General features: G+C 34.3%; 18 protein-coding genes and 1 tRNA gene. 11 read left to right on the top strand and 8 right to left on the bottom strand.

All coding sequences use genetic code 11. The features are described 5' to 3' along the window. Nucleotides 1-2: 2 nt before the first annotated feature. The gene (gene recQ, locus DMB71_RS05320; protein WP_111364304.1) at nucleotides 3-2,198 is read left to right on the top strand and encodes a DNA helicase RecQ; all 2,196 of its coding nucleotides are present in this window, start codon (nucleotides 3-5) and stop codon (nucleotides 2,196-2,198) included. Nucleotides 2,199-2,345: 147 nt separating this feature from the next. Here recQ and DMB71_RS05315 read toward each other — a convergent pair whose 3' ends face one another. After that, complete coding sequence (locus DMB71_RS05315; protein WP_111364302.1) at nucleotides 2,346-2,585, bottom strand: hypothetical protein; 240 nt, start codon at nucleotides 2,583-2,585, stop codon at nucleotides 2,346-2,348. A gap of 389 nt (nucleotides 2,586-2,974) precedes the next feature. On the opposite strand from DMB71_RS05315, the gene DMB71_RS05310 reads away from it, so the two are divergent. The 3 genes from DMB71_RS05310 to DMB71_RS05300 all read left to right on the top strand — a co-directional run bounded on the left by DMB71_RS05310 (nucleotide 2,975) and on the right by DMB71_RS05300 (nucleotide 6,420). Then, on the top strand, nucleotides 2,975-4,534 hold the full coding sequence (locus tag DMB71_RS05310) for an NAD(P)/FAD-dependent oxidoreductase (protein ID WP_111364300.1): 1,560 nt from the start codon (nucleotides 2,975-2,977) through the stop codon (nucleotides 4,532-4,534). 75 nt (nucleotides 4,535-4,609) lie between these two features. Beyond that, nucleotides 4,610-5,311, top strand: coding sequence for an SMI1/KNR4 family protein (locus tag DMB71_RS05305; protein ID WP_111364298.1), 702 nt, complete (start codon nucleotides 4,610-4,612; stop codon nucleotides 5,309-5,311). 23 nt (nucleotides 5,312-5,334) lie between these two features. Next, nucleotides 5,335-6,420: a DUF6630 family protein gene (locus tag DMB71_RS05300; RefSeq protein ID WP_111364296.1), complete on the top strand. Its 1,086-nt coding sequence runs from the start codon at nucleotides 5,335-5,337 to the stop codon at nucleotides 6,418-6,420. Nucleotides 6,421-6,508: 88 nt separating this feature from the next. On the opposite strand, the gene DMB71_RS05295 is transcribed toward DMB71_RS05300, so the two are convergent. Further along, entirely contained in the window at nucleotides 6,509-7,468 is a 960-nt protein-coding gene (locus tag DMB71_RS05295; protein ID WP_111364294.1) for a quinone oxidoreductase family protein, read from the bottom strand. 475 nt (nucleotides 7,469-7,943) lie between these two features. After that, nucleotides 7,944-9,356: an aminopeptidase P N-terminal domain-containing protein gene (locus tag DMB71_RS05290; RefSeq protein WP_111364293.1), complete on the bottom strand. Its 1,413-nt coding sequence runs from the start codon at nucleotides 9,354-9,356 to the stop codon at nucleotides 7,944-7,946. A gap of 259 nt (nucleotides 9,357-9,615) precedes the next feature. Between DMB71_RS05290 and DMB71_RS05285 the strand changes: the two genes are divergently transcribed. Further along, nucleotides 9,616-10,053, top strand: coding sequence for an META domain-containing protein (locus DMB71_RS05285; protein WP_111364292.1), 438 nt, complete (start codon nucleotides 9,616-9,618; stop codon nucleotides 10,051-10,053). Between the two features lie 66 nt (nucleotides 10,054-10,119). On the opposite strand, the gene DMB71_RS05280 is transcribed toward DMB71_RS05285, so the two are convergent. The 5 genes from DMB71_RS05280 to msrB all read right to left on the bottom strand — a co-directional run bounded on the left by DMB71_RS05280 (nucleotide 10,120) and on the right by msrB (nucleotide 13,648). Continuing rightward, nucleotides 10,120-11,364 (bottom strand): RNA polymerase sigma factor, encoded by a 1,245-nt coding sequence (locus DMB71_RS05280; RefSeq protein WP_111364291.1) that lies wholly within the window; start codon nucleotides 11,362-11,364, stop codon nucleotides 10,120-10,122. 62 nt (nucleotides 11,365-11,426) lie between these two features. Further along, a complete protein-coding gene (locus tag DMB71_RS05275) occupies nucleotides 11,427-11,762 on the bottom strand; it encodes a YciI family protein (protein ID WP_111364290.1) in 336 nt (111 codons plus the stop codon). A gap of 82 nt (nucleotides 11,763-11,844) precedes the next feature. Beyond that, on the bottom strand, nucleotides 11,845-12,297 hold the full coding sequence (locus DMB71_RS05270; RefSeq protein ID WP_111364289.1) for a carboxymuconolactone decarboxylase family protein: 453 nt from the start codon (nucleotides 12,295-12,297) through the stop codon (nucleotides 11,845-11,847). Between the two features lie 183 nt (nucleotides 12,298-12,480). After that, nucleotides 12,481-13,086, bottom strand: a complete 606-nt coding sequence (gene msrA / locus DMB71_RS05265) for a peptide-methionine (S)-S-oxide reductase MsrA (protein ID WP_204251765.1) — start codon at nucleotides 13,084-13,086, stop codon at nucleotides 12,481-12,483. Nucleotides 13,087-13,093: 7 nt separating this feature from the next. Continuing rightward, the gene (gene msrB, locus DMB71_RS05260) at nucleotides 13,094-13,648 is read right to left on the bottom strand and encodes a peptide-methionine (R)-S-oxide reductase MsrB (RefSeq protein WP_111364288.1); all 555 of its coding nucleotides are present in this window, start codon (nucleotides 13,646-13,648) and stop codon (nucleotides 13,094-13,096) included. 294 nt (nucleotides 13,649-13,942) lie between these two features. On the opposite strand from msrB, the gene idi reads away from it, so the two are divergent. The 6 genes from idi (at nucleotide 13,943) to DMB71_RS05230 (ending at nucleotide 16,863) form a co-directional block, all read left to right on the top strand. Continuing rightward, nucleotides 13,943-14,470: an isopentenyl-diphosphate Delta-isomerase gene (gene idi / locus DMB71_RS05255; protein WP_111364287.1), complete on the top strand. Its 528-nt coding sequence runs from the start codon at nucleotides 13,943-13,945 to the stop codon at nucleotides 14,468-14,470. Between the two features lie 20 nt (nucleotides 14,471-14,490). After that, nucleotides 14,491-14,901, top strand: coding sequence for a 6-carboxytetrahydropterin synthase (locus DMB71_RS05250; protein ID WP_066033610.1), 411 nt, complete (start codon nucleotides 14,491-14,493; stop codon nucleotides 14,899-14,901). A 3-nt stretch (nucleotides 14,902-14,904) separates the two neighbouring features. Next, entirely contained in the window at nucleotides 14,905-15,363 is a 459-nt protein-coding gene (locus DMB71_RS05245) for a peroxiredoxin (protein WP_111364285.1), read from the top strand. Between the two features lie 57 nt (nucleotides 15,364-15,420). Then, the gene (locus DMB71_RS05240) at nucleotides 15,421-16,389 is read left to right on the top strand and encodes a type I phosphomannose isomerase catalytic subunit (protein ID WP_111364283.1); all 969 of its coding nucleotides are present in this window, start codon (nucleotides 15,421-15,423) and stop codon (nucleotides 16,387-16,389) included. A 57-nt stretch (nucleotides 16,390-16,446) separates the two neighbouring features. Further along, entirely contained in the window at nucleotides 16,447-16,713 is a 267-nt protein-coding gene (locus DMB71_RS05235) for a hypothetical protein (protein WP_111364281.1), read from the top strand. 76 nt (nucleotides 16,714-16,789) lie between these two features. Further along, nucleotides 16,790-16,863 (top strand) — tRNA-Thr (locus DMB71_RS05230). Nucleotides 16,864-16,975: the final 112 nt, after the last annotated feature.

Below are 16,975 nucleotides of genomic sequence, written 5' to 3'. Positions count from 1 at the left end.
GAATGAATTCAAATGAAATTGAAATACATAAAGAATTAAAGAAGTATTTCGGCTTTAGCCAATTTAAAGGCTTGCAAGAGCAAGTCATTACGAGTATTTTAGATGAGAAGAATACATTCGTAATAATGCCGACTGGTGGAGGAAAATCTCTTTGCTATCAGCTGCCAGCTTTAATTCAAGAAGGAACAGCAATTGTTGTTTCTCCTTTAATTGCTTTGATGAAAAACCAGGTTGACGCAATTCGAAGCCTTTCGTCTGAAAATGGAATTGCACATGTATTAAACTCCTCTCTAACCAAAACAGAAATTGCTCAGGTCAAAAAAGATATTAGTTCTGGATTGACCAAACTTTTGTATGTAGCCCCAGAATCACTAACAAAAGAAGAATATGTAGCCTTTTTACAAAGCGTGCCTATTTCTTTTGTAGCCATTGATGAGGCACACTGTATCTCAGAATGGGGACATGATTTTAGACCAGAGTATAGAAATCTGAGAAATATAATCAAGCAGTTGGGGAAAGTGCCAATTATTGGACTTACCGCAACCGCAACACCAAAGGTTCAGGAAGATATTCTGAAAAACCTTGATATGGCCGATGCAAATACTTTTAAAGCATCGTTCAACAGACCGAACTTATACTATGAAGTTCGAACAAAAACAAAAAACATCGAGTCGGATATTATTCGATTTATAAAACAGCATAAAGGCAAATCTGGGATTATTTACTGCTTAAGCCGTAAAAAGGTAGAATCGATTGCCGAAGTTTTGCAAGTAAACGGAATCAGTGCTGTTCCTTATCATGCAGGTTTGGATGCGAAAACACGGGCGAAACATCAGGATATGTTCTTGATGGAAGATGTCGATGTTGTTGTGGCAACAATCGCATTCGGAATGGGAATTGATAAACCAGATGTTCGTTTTGTAATTCACCACGATATTCCAAAATCGCTTGAAAGTTACTATCAGGAAACGGGTCGTGCAGGGCGTGATGGTGGAGAAGGGCATTGTCTAGCGTATTACTCTTATAAAGATGTAGAAAAGTTGGAGAAATTTATGTCTGGAAAACCAGTTGCTGAGCAAGAAATTGGTTTTGCACTTTTGCAAGAAGTCGTGGCTTACGCCGAAACTTCGATGTCGCGTAGAAAATTCCTTCTTCATTATTTCGGAGAAGAATTTGACAGCGAAACAGGAGAAGGTGCCGATATGGACGACAATGTTCGTAACCCGAAACATAAAGTCGAAGCCAAAGATCAAGTAGTTAAATTGCTTGAAATTGTTCGTGATACCAAACATATTTACAAATCAAAAGAAATTGTGTTTACTTTAATTGGTCGTATCAATGCGGTTATTAAAGCTCATAAAACAGATACTCAGCCTTATTTTGGTTCTGGTTCAGACCACGACGAAAAATATTGGATGGCATTGTTGAGACAAGTTTTGGTAACAGGACTTTTGTCAAAAGATATTGAAACTTATGGTGTGATAAAAATTACAAAAGAAGGTCTAGATTTTATCAAAAAGCCAGTTTCGTTTATGATGTCTGAAGATCATGAATACACTGAAGCCGATGATGAAACTATTGTAACAGGAGGAAAATCTTCTGGAACAGCAGACGAAGTTTTAACTGGAATGCTTCGTGAGCTTCGTAAAAAAGTGGCTAAGAAATTGGGAGTTCCTCCATTCGTAGTTTTCCAAGATCCTTCAATTGAAGATATGGCCTTAAAATATCCAATAACAATTCAGGAATTATATAATATTCATGGTGTTGGTGAAGGAAAAGCAAAAAAATACGGAAGCGAATTTGTTGCTTTAATCAGCCGATATGTTGAGGACAACGATATTATTCGCCCAGACGATTTAGTCGTAAAATCTACAGGAGTAAATTCTGCCAATAAATTATACATCATTCAGAATATTGATAGAAAACTTTCTTTAAATGATATCGCTTCCGCGAAAGGACTTACGATGGATGCATTGATTAAAGAAATGGAGCAGATTGTTTATTCTGGGACAAAACTGAACATCAAATATTGGTTAGATGATATTTTAGATGACGATCAGCAGGAAGAAATTCACGATTATTTCATGGAGTCGGAATCTGATAAAATCGAGGATGCTCTCAAAGAATTTGATGGCGACTATGATATTGATGAACTTCGTTTAATGCGTATTAAGTTTATTAGTGAAGTAGCAAATTAAATCCCAATATTTTAAATTCCAAATTCCAACCTTTCGAGGAATTTCAAATAAAAAAATCCAAATTCTAAGCTTCTATAGTTTTGGAATTTGGAATTTTATTTTTTAAGTATTTCAGTCTTGGAATTTGGAATTTAAAATATTGGAATTTTATTCAGCATACAATTCCCCACGATGTGGTTTCAAAGCATCTCTTACCTGAATCATATTTTCATCGGTTACAACCATAAAAGCTATGGCGTACATTTCGTCTATGATTTTAAATCCTGTAATATTTAAAGGCAATTTTTCTATCGCAATATATTCTTTTAAATGAATTTCGTGGTGTTCAGCGGTTTTAGCTGAAGCTGGTCCACGGAAATCCCAGATTAGTTTTATTTTTCTTGACATTTTTTTATAAGGTGCAAAGGTTCTGAGGCGCAAAGGTACAAAGGTTTTTTTTAAGGTTGCATGTAGAGACGCACTGCAGTGCGTCTACGTAACGTATATCCTTTGCGTTAAAAAAATCCCAAAATCTGCGAGAGAAAAAAAACAATTTGCTCGCAAAGACGCTAGGACGCAAAGTTTTTTCTGTAGAGGCGCACTGCAGTGCGTCTAACGTATTTGTAGATTAGTTGTAGATATTCGTTGCGTAGACGCACTGCAGTGCGTCTCTACGATATTCTTTGTGCTGAAAATCTGCATGCAAATTTTACAGTAAATATAAAATCTCATTTCAAAATAGTACTTTTGCATGTTCTTTTCGTAAAAAGAAAAGCTAATAGAATAAAAAATACAAAATGCCTAAAGAACTTTTACTTCAAGTTACACCAGAAATTGCTGCAAACGAATCATTGCTAAAAGACTATTTGTCTAAGCAGATTAAAGTTTCTGCTCAAGAAATTCAGCATGTTTCAATTTTAAAACGCTCTATTGATGCACGTCAGAAGGCGATTAAAATCAATTTGAAAGTTCTTATTTATTTAAAAGGTGAACCTTTCCAGGAAACTAAACTTGAACTTCCTATATATAAGGATGTATCCAATGCACAAGAAGTTATTGTTGTTGGAGCTGGTCCAGCTGGACTTTTTGCAGCATTGCAATTAATTGAATTAGGTTTAAAACCAATTGTTTTAGAACGCGGAAAAGATGTTCGAGGACGTCGTCGTGACTTGAAAGCGATAAACCGCGAGCATATTGTAAATGAAGATTCTAATTACTGTTTTGGTGAAGGTGGAGCAGGAACCTATTCTGATGGAAAATTATATACCCGTTCTAAAAAGCGTGGCGATGTAACTCGAATTTTAGAACTTTTAGTGGCTTTTGGAGCTTCTGAAGATATTTTGGTAGAAGCGCACCCGCATATCGGAACCAATAAATTGCCGAAAATCATTGAAGATATTAGAAATAAAATCAGAGAATTTGGCGGACAGGTTTTGTTCGAAACTCGCGTAAGCGATATTCTAGTAAAGAATAATGAAGTTGAAGGAATCGTAACCCAAAACGGAGATAAAATTCACGCCAATAAATTGATCTTGGCCACAGGACATTCGGCTCGTGATATTTTTGAATTATTAGATAAAAAGAAAATTCTAATAGAAGCAAAACCTTTTGCTTTGGGAGTTCGTGCGGAACATTCACAGGAATTAATCGACAGTATTCAATACAGCTGTGATTTCCGTGGCGAACATTTGCCGCCAGCGCCATATTCTATCGTAAAGCAAGTTAACGGTCGCGGAATGTACTCTTTCTGTATGTGTCCGGGAGGTGTAATTGCGCCTTGTGCGACAAGTCCGGGAGAAGTGGTTACAAATGGTTGGTCGCCATCTAAACGCGATCAGGCAACAGCAAATTCAGGAATTGTGGTCGAATTAAAATTAGAAGACTTTAAACCTTTTGCGAAATTCGGAGCTTTAGCTGGAATGGAATTTCAAAAAAGTATCGAACAAAAAGCTTGGCATTTGGCTGGAGAAACCCAAAAAGTTCCAGCACAGCGAATGATTGATTTCACTAAGAGTAAAGTTTCAGCAGATATTCCGAAAACTTCATACGTGCCGGGAACTACTTCTGTTGAATTGGGACAGGTTTTTCCAGGATTTCTAACTCAGATTATGCGTCAGGGTTTTCAGGATTTTGGAAAATCAATGCGCGGTTATTTGACCAACGAAGCTATTTTACACGCGCCAGAAAGTAGAACTTCATCTCCAGTTAGAATTCCGAGAGATCCGATGACCTTAGAACATTTGCAAATCAAAGGTTTATATCCTTGCGGAGAAGGTGCAGGTTATGCTGGCGGAATTATTTCTGCAGCAATTGATGGCGAAAAATGTGCCTTGATGATTGCGGAGTCCTTGAAATAATTGACCTCAGGTTTTTTGGTGTAGTAAAAAGATTGTTATCTTAGTGGTTTGATTGTAATAGAATTTGCCCCAAAGATGACAATACAAGAAATAGAAGAAAAATACGGATTCACTTTCCCGCTTTTATACAAGCAATTAGACGCTGACGGAATGTTAGACGTTGGAGAATATGGTCCAAATTGGTACACCGAAGTTTATCCAACCTTAAAAGATAATCCGCCTTTGCTTTTGCATTCGTATGATTTTGAATCATTGAATTTGAAATCGGTTGCAGAAGAAATAGAAGAACTCAGAGATCCAGAGGATTATCGAAATATCAATCCAGAATTTAAATTTATTCCGTTTGCAAAAAGTGGCGGAGGTGATCATTATTGTTTCTTTTTAAACGAAGAAAACAATGGCGATGTGCCCATTGTTTTTGTGTGGCACGATTCAAACGAAGTCAATTATCTGGCAAAGAACCTTCAAGATTTTATCTTCAAAGTTTTATTGATCGATATGTCTAAACAAGATGTCTACAATGAACTTACTGACGAAGAATTTAGAGACGATATAAAATCAGTATTTAAATCGCACAAAAAATATCTGACGGAGCAGCAAAACAATATTCTGTCTGATATTTTAAAACGAGAGATCATTGATTATGAAATACATGTTTCACCAAAAATAGTAGAATCGGCGAGAGGATTATTGACAGATTTCGAATTAGAATCTATTGTCAATGAAGTAATTCCTTTTGATAAAATGAATCAGAGTTTTAAATATTCAAACGATTAGTTTTTTAATGTAAAATATTTGTAATGGGCTTTTTCTCCAATTTGTTTAATAGAAATAATGATCCGAAATCTATTATTTCTTTTGATGTTATTGATTCAATCTATAGTCATTTACATCATGAATCGAATAGCATAGAGTTCAAAGTAAAAGGAATTCATGATACGGTTACTGTAAATTTATATTCTGTTCCTTCCTCATTGGATCACAAAGAAGGAAAAGCAGAAATTAAAAAAGCAGGATTTAATAATGCGTATGAAGTTCTGAACGAGCTTTATAAAAAACTGAATATTGGAGGCTTGTCAGAAGAAGCGATGCAGGATGATTTGCAATATGATTTTATTCATATTCAGTTTTATTCGCGACCTAGTCAGGAAATGAAAAAACACTTTACAAGTGTTATTAATAATTTCATGATTTTCTTTTGCTGTACCAATAGTTTAGAAGTAAACGATTTTAGAATGTTGTATTCCAGCAATCATTTTTCTGATTATGTAAAAGGTTTGCTAGATTCAGAATATCTTGATTTCAATAATCCTCAAAATGAAACTCAGGAAATAGGAGTTAAAGATTTAAAAAAAGTCTTGCAAGCTATCTCTCAGTATTTTAATATCGAAATTCCAGCAGATGTTGAGCTTCCGTCTTCAGAAAATCTGCTGCTAGATGACAAAGCGGCTTTAGAGGACTTTGAAGAATTTGTCAAATTAGTTTCGAGAAATAATATCGAAGAAAATGATGTGAAAAAATATTCAGAGAAGCTTTTTGAAAGCCTTAACAAGGAAGGTAAAACGTATTATGAGACTACAGAAGATCATTTTAGTTTTTTTGACGAAATAAATACTTGGCATAGCGACTGGAAATTTGATCCGGAAGATGCAGAGTATTTTATTTCTGAGATGCTTGGCGAAGATTTCAAATTTGATTATCCAGAAGAAACCTATAGTCATGATTTGTTTCCGTACATTCAATCTGAATTGGAAAAATCAAATCTAGAGTTATTGACTTATGAAACCTATGGAGACAGTTATTTGTTTTTTGTGGTAAACAAAGATGAAGTAGAAAGAATTTTAGAATTGTCTGACCGAACTAAAATTGAAGTTACTCAGTTGTAATTGATAGCCACACGAATTCACGAATTTATTTAAAAACTTTACGCATAGATTTTAAAAGTAAAATTCGTGAATTCGTGGCGAAAAAAAATTAAGGAATCAAAATAATTTTTCCTGTACTTTTTCTGCTTTCCAAGAAATCATGAGCCAGTTTTCCTTCAGATAATTTGAAAGATGTCGGTTCTGAAAGTTTGATTTTTCCTTCGGTAATCCAGCTGAATAACTGAGTTGCTCTTTTAATTCGTTCTTCTTTAGAATTTAAATAGCTCCATAAATCGCCTCCCGTTAAAGTTTTAGAACCATCCATCAGCATTCTCGGATCTACAGGTGCTGGATCCCCGCCCGCCATTCCAAAGAAAATAACTTGTCCGCATTCTTTAGTGACTTCAAAACTTTCCATTAAAGTGCTTCCGATACTGTCATAAACAACATCGACACCATTTGGAGCCACTTTGAAAACTTGCGATTTCCAATCTTCATTATAAAGAAAAACATGGTCTGCACCTTGTTCAAAACCGATTTTTGCTTTTTCTACCGATGAGGTTAAGCCAATTACAGTTGCGCCAAGAAGTTTGCTAATTTGTGTTAAAATCTGACCAACTCCACCTGCAACGGCATGTATTAAAACCGTTTCTCCTTTTGCTGTTTTATGACTGTCTGTTGCAAGATAATGCGCTGTTAAACCTTGAAGCAGAACAGAAGCGGCAGTTTCAAAAGTGATATTTTCAGATAATGGAATGATGTGATTTATATTTACGGCAACCAATTCTGCATTAGCAAAAGGTGCATCGGCAAAAGCCACGCGATCACCAATTTTATATTCTGGATGATTGTTGGCATCAACCACAATTCCTGCGCCTTCATAACCGGCAATAAAGGGTGGATTTCCTTTTAAATGATAATTTCCTTTTCGACGGTAAACATCTGCGAAATTTAATCCGATGGCTTTCATCTCGACTAAAATTTCATCTTTCTTTAATTGCGGATTAGGGATTTCTATATATTCTAAAACATCTGATTCTCCAAAAGAAGAAAAGGTAAGTGCTTTCATTTTTAATTGATTTAAGAATGTAAAGTTCGGGAAAAATTAAAAGAAAAGAGGCTGTCTCAAAAATTTTCTAGACTGCCTTTTATGTTATTTCTATAACTTGGTTTTGCTTTTGAGACAGCTTCAATAGTTTTTATTTATACGCATTTATTCAAATATAGCCCGTGGTTTCAACCACGGGGACATGCGAGGAGGAATTTCATTGCGTTCCCGTGGTTGAAACCACGGGCTATGTTTAAAGCTTCTAACTGGAATCAGATGCAAAAGTCGAGATAAACTCTTTTTTATTCGGTGGCTATTGGAGAAATTTTCCATTTATGCGATTTCTACAACTTGATTTTGCTTTTGAGACAGCCCCTTAGTTACTTTTCTTGGCCACTCCCGATAGCTATCGGGATAAAAAGATTTACACAGATTTTTTTTAAGTTTAGAATTTAAAAATCTTAATAATCCATTTAATCTGTGGCAAAAAAACTAATTATATTTTAGGGAATTTCATATCATTAAAAGTGCTTTTTTGTTTGGCTAAAGCTTCGATGTCCTGCCATTTTCTAGGAGAATCTGCTGAAAGGTTTTCGTATGAATCTTTTAGCATTAAAATATCATCTTCGATGCGAACACCGATATTCCACCATTTTTTATCGCATTTGCTATTTGCTGGAATGTAGATTCCAGGTTCAACAGTAAGAATCATGTTTTCTTTTATAAGAGTATTTGGCCCTTTAAAAGTTCCTTTGTCATGAACGTCTAAACCTAGAAAGTGCGAACAGCCGTGAGGATAATATAATTTTACATCTTTCGGATCTGTAATAATTCCCAATTTGATCAAACCTTTTGCTATAACATCTTTTGCAGTTTCATTTAGTGCAACAAGAGGAGTTCCTTCTTTGCATATTTTAAAAACAGCTTCTTGAGCATCATAAACAATTTGATAAATCGCTTTTTGTTCCTCAGTAAATTTTCCGTTTGCCGGAATTGTTCTCGTAACGTCTGCAGAATAGCCGTGATACTCAGAACCAACATCCATTAATAATAATTGGTTGTCAATTTTTGTGGCGTTGTTTTCCCAATAGTGTAAGATACATCCGTTTGCTCCAGCACCTACAATTGGTCCATAGCCTTCGCCTTCTGCACCATAATGTTTATGAATGTAGGCATGAATTCCGTCGGCTTCGTTCTCGCTCATATCTGGACCTACAGCTTTCATAACTTCGTTGTGTGCAACACAAGAAAGTTTTACTGTTTTGCGCATCAAAACAAGTTCTTCAGGAGTTTTTATTTCACGAAGAGAACTGGTGATATTATTGAATAAATTGGTTGAGGTTTCATTTGCTTGCGTAATTCCAGCTTTAGATTTAAATGATTTTAATAATGCATATAAATTATCAGGATTATTGTTTTCTGCTACATCTGTTGGGATTTTATCATAAATAACTTTATCAAATTTTGCGAAATCAATTGCAAAGGCATTAAAATCTTTTCCGTTATAAACGGTAGTAAAACCTAGTTTCGATTTTGCGCCTTCAATTCCTAGACGTCTTCCAGTCCACATTTCATACGCTGCATTTCTCTCTCTAACAAAAAGCACTTCATTGTACTTTTCCGTTCCTTGTGCTTCTTTAAAAATTAATAATACAGCATCTGGTTCTTTGTATCCCGATAAATAATACATGTCAGGATTTGCGTGGTAATTGTAATCGACGTCTCTAGAAAAGACTCTTTCTGGATAAGAAAAAACAACGGCAACTGAATTGGCTGGCATTAGCGCTCTAAATGCTTCGCGGCGTCCTTGATGAAATTCTTTTGTGAGATAATCTGTTGGAAGGTTTTCTTGCGAATGAGCAAATGGTGCTGTTAATGCAAATACAAACAAGAAGAGAAATTGTTTCATTTTTTGGTTTTTTATTGATGATTTTTGGTTTTTTGATCGATGCAAATTACAAAAAAAATAATGCAGCTTGTTTTATTTTAAACATTTGAGTCATAAAACTTTAAATAAATTGTAGTAACTTAGAGACAGAGAATTACGGTTTATGCTAAAATTAAAACTTTGATAAACCTGTAACTGGGCACGAATATTGAGAAAAGAATTTTTATAGAATAATTTTAAACTTCGAAAAACAAATTATAAATCTTTAAAATCCACTTTTATGAAAAAATACACATTAGCAGTCCTTTCAGTTTTAACTTTATTATTTGCTTCATGTACGGCGTCAAAATCTGCTTCTAATGATGGCGATTTAATTGGCACAATTTGGGAGTTGGAATATATCTCAGGGCCAAGAATTGCTTTTGAAGGATTATACCCAAATAAAAAACCACAGCTTACTTTTGAACAAAAAGAAACAAAAGTTTATGGCAATAACGGATGTAACGGTTATAGTGCGTCTTACACTTTAAAAGGAAATTCTTTGACTTTTGGAGAAGAAGGGCCAACTACAATGATGTTTTGTGAAGGCGGAGGGGAACAAGTATTCTTAAAACAAATTAGACAAATTACTAGTTATTCTATTGATAAAGATGGAAAACTAAATTTAATTCAGGGGGATATTCCGGTAATGAGATTTAAAAAAGTAGCTAAGCAATAGTTTTAACAAATCAGTATAAAAAAGGGGAAATGAAAAATCATTTCCTCTTTTTGTTTTATGCTAAAGTTAATTTGTTTTCAATTTCAACTGTTCAATATTTTTACTGATAATGTTTTTGTCAGCTGAGGTTTTGGCTAAACCAAATGCAGTTTCGAAATGCTGCGATGCTTTTTTTGCATCAATTTCAGAATAGAGATTTCCGAGTAAAGAATAATAAAAGTGATTATCAGTTAAATTCAGTTTTTCGGCTTCTTTAATTGCTTCTTTTTTTCCGTTTACTTTAGACAAAGCATAAGTTCTGTTTAAAGCTACAATTGGCGAGTATTCTAAAATGATCAGATTGTTATAGAGTTCCAAAATATTTTTCCATTTTTCGATAGTTTCTGTTTTTATGGTATGCCAATACGCAATTCCGGCTTCTAAGTGATATTTTGAAAGTGTGTTTCCAGTTGAAGACTGGCTAAGAAAATAAGTTCCTTTGCCAATTAATTCCTGATTCCAAAGCGATTGATCTTGATCTTCATATAAAATAATTTCGCCGTTTGAGCCAGTTCGTGCATCAAACCTTGAAGAATGAAAACACATCAAAGCCATTAAAGCATTAGTTTGCGGCAGATTTGTGCTTTCGTTTTGAACTAATAAATACGTTAGACGCATGGCTTCGGTGCAAAGATCTTTTCGTAAAGTGGTGTTTTGTGAAATAGAGTAGTAGCCTTCAGAATAAAGTAGATAAATCGTTTTTAGAACGGTTTGAATTCTGTCTTTTATTTCAGAATTGCTGGGATTCTGAATTTTGATATTTTCTTCCTTCAGTTTTTCTTTGGCGCGATTAATTCTTTTGTAAATAACTTCTCTGTTAGATAAAAAAGCATCTGAGATTTCGTTGACACCAAAACCGCACAATAGGTTTAAGGCAAGAGCAATTTGAGCTTCCTCTGAATTACACGGATTACAAACCGTAAAGATCATCGCGAGCTGACTGTCGGCAATATTTTGATCAGATAAATCAATATCTATTTCAGGATTGTTTAATGGAGTATTGTGTTTTATTTCGGAAACGATTTTGGTTTCAAAAATATTATTTCTTTTCAGGTAGTTTTTGGTTTTGTTTTTGGCAACGGTATAAAGCCAAGCTGAAGGATTTTCTGGAATTCCTTTAATTGCCCAAGTTTCTGAAGCGGTCAAAAAAGTATCACTTACAATATCTTCAGCAATTTCGATATGCTGAATACCGAATAAGCTGCAGAGAACTGAAACTATTTTTTGATATTCGGTTCTAAATAAATTGGGTAAAAGTTCTTTATGCTCCATGTTTTTAAGAAAAAATGCCTAAGTAAAGATACAAAGGCATTTTTATTTCAGTTGGTTTATTATTAAACACCCATTCTAATTTCGACATTTCCGCCAAAATTTAAAACTGGACATCCTTGTGCGATTTCTGCAGCTTCATCATAATCTTTGGCTTTAATGATTATTAAGCCGCCGATTGATTCTTTAATTTCTACAAATGGGCCATCAGTTACTCCTTTAGAATTGACTAGTTTTCCTTGTCCGTCCCAACGCTGTAAAGGTCTAGCCAGTTTATCTTGAGCAGCAAGGCTTCCAAACCAGTTTTGCCATTGCTGCAGGTGCTGTTGGTATTCTTCTGGAGAAGGCTGTGCTTCTTTTGTTTTAAAATCTCTTCTGAAAATCAATAAAAACTCATTCATTTTTTATGTTTTTATAATTGAATAATCTGCTTTAAGTTGTATAAAGTTAATTGTTTTTTAGAAAATAAAAACCAATTATTATTTATCCAAACTGCCCAACTCTGTAAGTTCCTGGTACGTTTGCAAAAGTGATATTAAGACGATTCCAAGCGTTAATTGCTGCAACTGCAAGCGTAAGATCGATTAATTCTTGTTCTGTAAATTCAGCTTTTGCTATTTCGTAAATTTCGTCTGGAACATCGCACGCATTTACAGCTTCTGCAAGAGCAAGAGCAACTCTTTCTCTTTTTGTATAGTAAGGAGTTTCTTTCCAAACACTTAATCCAAATAAACGCTGTGTTGTTTCTCCGGCCGCTAAAGCCTCTTTTGAGTGCATGTCTAAACAATAACCGCAGTTGTTGATTTGAGATACTCTGAAATTTATTAATTCCATAAGAGATGCTTCGATTGAACTTTTTTTCAAGTAACCGCTAATTCCAAATAATGTGCTAACTGCTTTTTGACCTTGTTCGAATAAATTTAATCTAGTTTCCATGATGTATATTTTTTAATTGTTTATACCCTAATAACAATCGAACTTTCAGGATTGGACAAAAAAGAGAAAAAAAATTAAAATATTTTTTCAATTAAACGGAAATCCCTGTATTCATAAGGGTTTAGGAAATAAAAAAACCGCCCATTTTTTTGGACGGTTTTAGAATTATGTTTTTAATAATCGTTATTTCTTTTTGAGTTTGTCTTTAAAAACCTTTTCAAATTTTTCTATTTTCGGTTGAATCACCATTTTACAATACGGCTGATTTTTATTGTTGGAATAATAGTTTTGATGATAATCTTCGGCTTTATAAAAAACTTTAAAAGGCTCAACTTTTGTCACAATTGGACTGCTGTAAACCTTAGCTTTATTTAATTCGGCAATAATGCTTTGAGCCGCTTTTTTCTGTTCGTCATTTTTATAGAAAATAACAGAACGGTATTGCGTTCCAACATCTGCTCCCTGACGATTTAATGTTGTCGGATCGTGAACGGTAAAAAAGACTTTGAAGATTTCGTTAATATCAGTTACATTTTTGTCATAAGTAATCTGCACAACTTCGGCGTGACCTGTTTCTCCTGTGCAAACTTCTTCGTAAGTTGGATTGGCGACTTTTCCGCCAGAAAATCCAGAAACAACAGATTTTACTCCGTCAAGATTTTCGTAAACAGCTTCAACGCACCAGTAACATCCTCCGCCAAGTGTAATAGTTTCTAGATTGGCTTTTTTATTTTGAGAAACGCCATTTAGCGAAAGCGCAAAAAGACATATTAAAAGTATATTTTTCATTTTGTGATTATTTATTGTCAGGAATAAAATCAAGAGCAATCGAATTCATGCAGTAGCGTTTTCCTGTAGGAGGAGGACCATCATCAAATATGTGTCCTAAATGTCCTCCACAGCGTCCGCAAAGCGCTTCAATTCTTTCCATTCCAAGAGAATTATCTTCTTTAAAAACAATGCTTTTTTTGTTTTCCTGTTCAAAGAAACTTGGCCATCCGCAACTGCTTGAAAATTTTGCTGTAGATCTAAAAAGCAAATTTCCGCAAGAAGCGCAGTAATATGTTCCTTTTTCGTCAGTGTTCCAATATTTTCCTGTAAAAGGTCTTTCGGTGTCCGCCTCACGCATTACGGCATAAACATCTTCTGGTAAAACCTTTTTCCATTCGGCATTGCTTACATTTAATTTCGTAGTGTCGGTATTTGAATAATAAGGATTCCCGGGTTTACTGATTTTATTTTCCATAACAGTTGTGTTTGCAGATTGTTTTTTTGTGTTTTGTCCGCAAGCCTGCAAAATAAACAGCGGCAGTAAAAAGCAAAGGCTGAAAATTAGATTTTTGGATTTCATGAGTTCTTGGGTGAATTAATCTGTATATCAAAGATACGCTGAGAATTAGCTTTAAAATACAGGGAGTGTTATTATTGAGATTTTTTTAAGTGTGTTTTAACTTTTTATTAGTTACGTAAAATAAGGCAATGTAGTTTTTATGTCTTAATTTTAACTGCTTTTAAAATTTAATGTAAATTATAACGTTGTAAATCAGTAAAATAGAAATCGGGTCAAAACCTTAACTTTTGACAAGCTTAATTAGCATTTTTAAGCCATTTCTTTTTTCGTATTTTTGTTTGCTTAAGAAGCATTATGATAGAAGAAAACGTAATACTGGTTAATCAGAACGATGAACAGATTGGCTTGATGCCAAAATTAGAAGCACATGAAAAAGCGCTTTTGCACCGTGCCTTTTCGGTTTTTATTTTAAACAGTAAAAACGAAATTATGCTGCAACAGCGAGCACATCATAAATATCATTCTCCGTTGCTTTGGACAAACACTTGCTGCAGTCATCAGAGAGAAGGAGAAACAAATATTCAAGCGGGAAGCCGAAGGTTGTTTGAAGAAATGGGATTTAAAGCTGAATTGAAAGAGTTATTCCATTTTATCTATAAAGCGCCTTTTGACAATGGTTTGACAGAACATGAGCTGGATCATGTTATGATTGGTTACTATAATGAAGAGCCAAACATAAACCCAGACGAAGTAGAAGACTGGAAATGGATGAGTATTGAAGATGTTAAAGCAGATATTGAAAAACAGCCCGAAATTTATACCGTATGGTTTAAGATAATTTTTGATGAATTTGATCATTATCTAGAAGACCATAAATTATAGCCAACTAACCAAAAGCATAAATGAGAGTAACCATATCAAGAAAAGCACATTTTAATGCTGCACATCGACTGCATCGAAAGGATTGGTCATTTGAGAAAAACGATGCTGTTTTTGGAAAATGCAACAATCCCAACTTTCATGGTCATAATTATGGTTTAACAGTAAGTGTTACAGGAAAAATTGACCCCGAAACTGGTTTTGTTCTCGATGTGAAAGTATTAGCGGATATTATACGTGAAGAAGTAGAAATTCCGTTTGATCACAAAAATCTCAATCTGGACGTTCCAGAATTTGCAGATTTGAATCCGACCGCAGAAAATATTGCTGTTGTGATATGGAATAAAATTAGACAACGAATTCATGCCGACTTTGACCTTGAGGTTGTGCTGAACGAAACGGAACGAAATTTTGTAACTTATAAAGGAGAATAAAAAATGTCATTAAAAATAGGAGATATAGTTCCGAATTTTACTGCGAAAGACAACAATGGTGAACTTTTTGAAAGCCAAAGCGTTTTAGGAAGAAAACCGCTGGTGATTTATTTTTACCCAAAAGATAATACGCCAGGATGTACAACCGAAGCTTGCAGTTTTCGGGATCAATACGAAGATTTTAAAGATTTGGGAGCTGAGGTAATTGGTATTAGCAGCGATAGTGTAAAATCACATCATAAATTTGCTGCTAAACATAAATTACCTTTTATTTTGCTTTCAGATCAGGATAAAAGATTAAGAAAACTTTTTGGTGTCCGCAATATTTTATTTGGACTTCTTCCGGGACGCATTACCTATATAATTGATAAAAATGGACTGGTGATTTCGATATTTGATAGCTCAAATGCGGCTAAACATATATCGAAAGCGTTAGAAGCTGTACAAGAATTAGTATCATAGAATACCAAAATAGTATCAGAATAGAATTAATTAAACAAATATATTAGCCTAAAAAACATGAGTCAAAATTTATACCCTTTGCAATTTGAACCGATTTTAAAAGAAAGAATCTGGGGAGGAGAAAAACTAAAAACTATTCTAAACAAACCAATCGTTTCTAAAATCACGGGCGAAAGCTGGGAATTATCTACTGTACAAGGAGATGTAAGTGTTGTTGCAAATGGAGTTTTAAAAGGAAAATCTTTAATGGATTTAATCGATGAAACACCAGACGCTATTTTAGGAACTAAAGTTTATGAGAGATTTGGAAAACAGTTTCCGCTTCTTTTTAAATATTTAGATGCAAGAGAAGATCTTTCTATTCAGGTGCATCCAAATGATAAATTGGCAAAAGAGCGTCACAATTCATTCGGAAAAACAGAAATGTGGTACGTAATGCAAGCCGATGCAGATGCTAGAATTATTGTTGGTTTTAAAGAAGATTCTAGTAAAGAAGAATATTTAAAGCATTTGCACGATAATACTTTAGTTTCTATTCTAGATGATGTAAAAGCAAAATCTGGAGATGTTTTCTTCTTAGAAACTGGAACGGTTCATGCAATTGGAGCTGGATTGGTAGTGGCAGAAATTCAGCAAACATCTGATATTACGTATAGATTATATGATTTTGACCGCGTAGACGCACAAGGAAACAAAAGAGAATTGCACGTAGATCTTGCACTAGATGCAATTAACTATAATAAGGTTGATACACAGAAAAAATACGAGACTAAAGTTAATACTTCAAATACGGTTGTAGATTGTCCTTATTTTACAACTAATTTTCTTCCGTTAGAAAATAAATTAGAAGTTGCTAAAAATGGAGAAACATTTACGGTATATATGTGTATCGAAGGTGATTTTGAAATCGAATATGATGGATTCAAACAGGCTTACAAAAAAGGAGATACTGTTTTGGTTCCAGCTGCAATAAATGCATTTAGTTTGAGCGGAAAAGCTTCAATTTTAGAAATTTACATTTCTTAGCATTAAATTTAAAGATAATATGTACTTTTGCAGACGCAAATTAAAATAAAAAGAAAAATGGCAAACGTTAAGAATTTAAAGAAAGACATCAACTTCGTATTAGGAGATATTATTGAGGCAGTTTACTTGTTTGAGATGTCAACAACAGGAAATCCTACTCCAGAAACGAATGCTTTGGTCGATGAAGCTATTGCTGCATTCGATACTTTGATTACAAAAGTGAACGCAAAGAACGTTGAAAATAAAAAAGCGCACTTCAAGCAAATTAATGTTGAATTAGAACAAGCTGCTAATCAATTGATTGAAAAAATCAACGCATTATAAGCAAAAAAAAGCGTAAAAAAGTGCAAAAATATTTTGGGAAATTGAAAAACCGCTTTATATTTGCACCCGTAATGACGCCGATGTAGCTCAGCTGGCTAGAGCAGCTGATTTGTAATCAGCAGGTCGTGGGTTCGAGTCCCTCTATCGGCTCAAAAAACGGAAACCATCACAGAAATGTGGTGGTTTTTTTAATTATAGAGAGAGGTGCGAAATTTTTTTTGGAATATTAAAAAACATTTATATCTTTGCACTCGCAAAATAG

The organism is Flavobacterium tistrianum (genome assembly GCF_003254545.1).
In the GTDB taxonomy this organism is placed as follows: domain Bacteria; phylum Bacteroidota; class Bacteroidia; order Flavobacteriales; family Flavobacteriaceae; genus Flavobacterium; species Flavobacterium tistrianum.
Note: the sequence above shows the minus strand (reverse complement) of the source record. Positions and strands in the feature narration are given on the sequence as shown.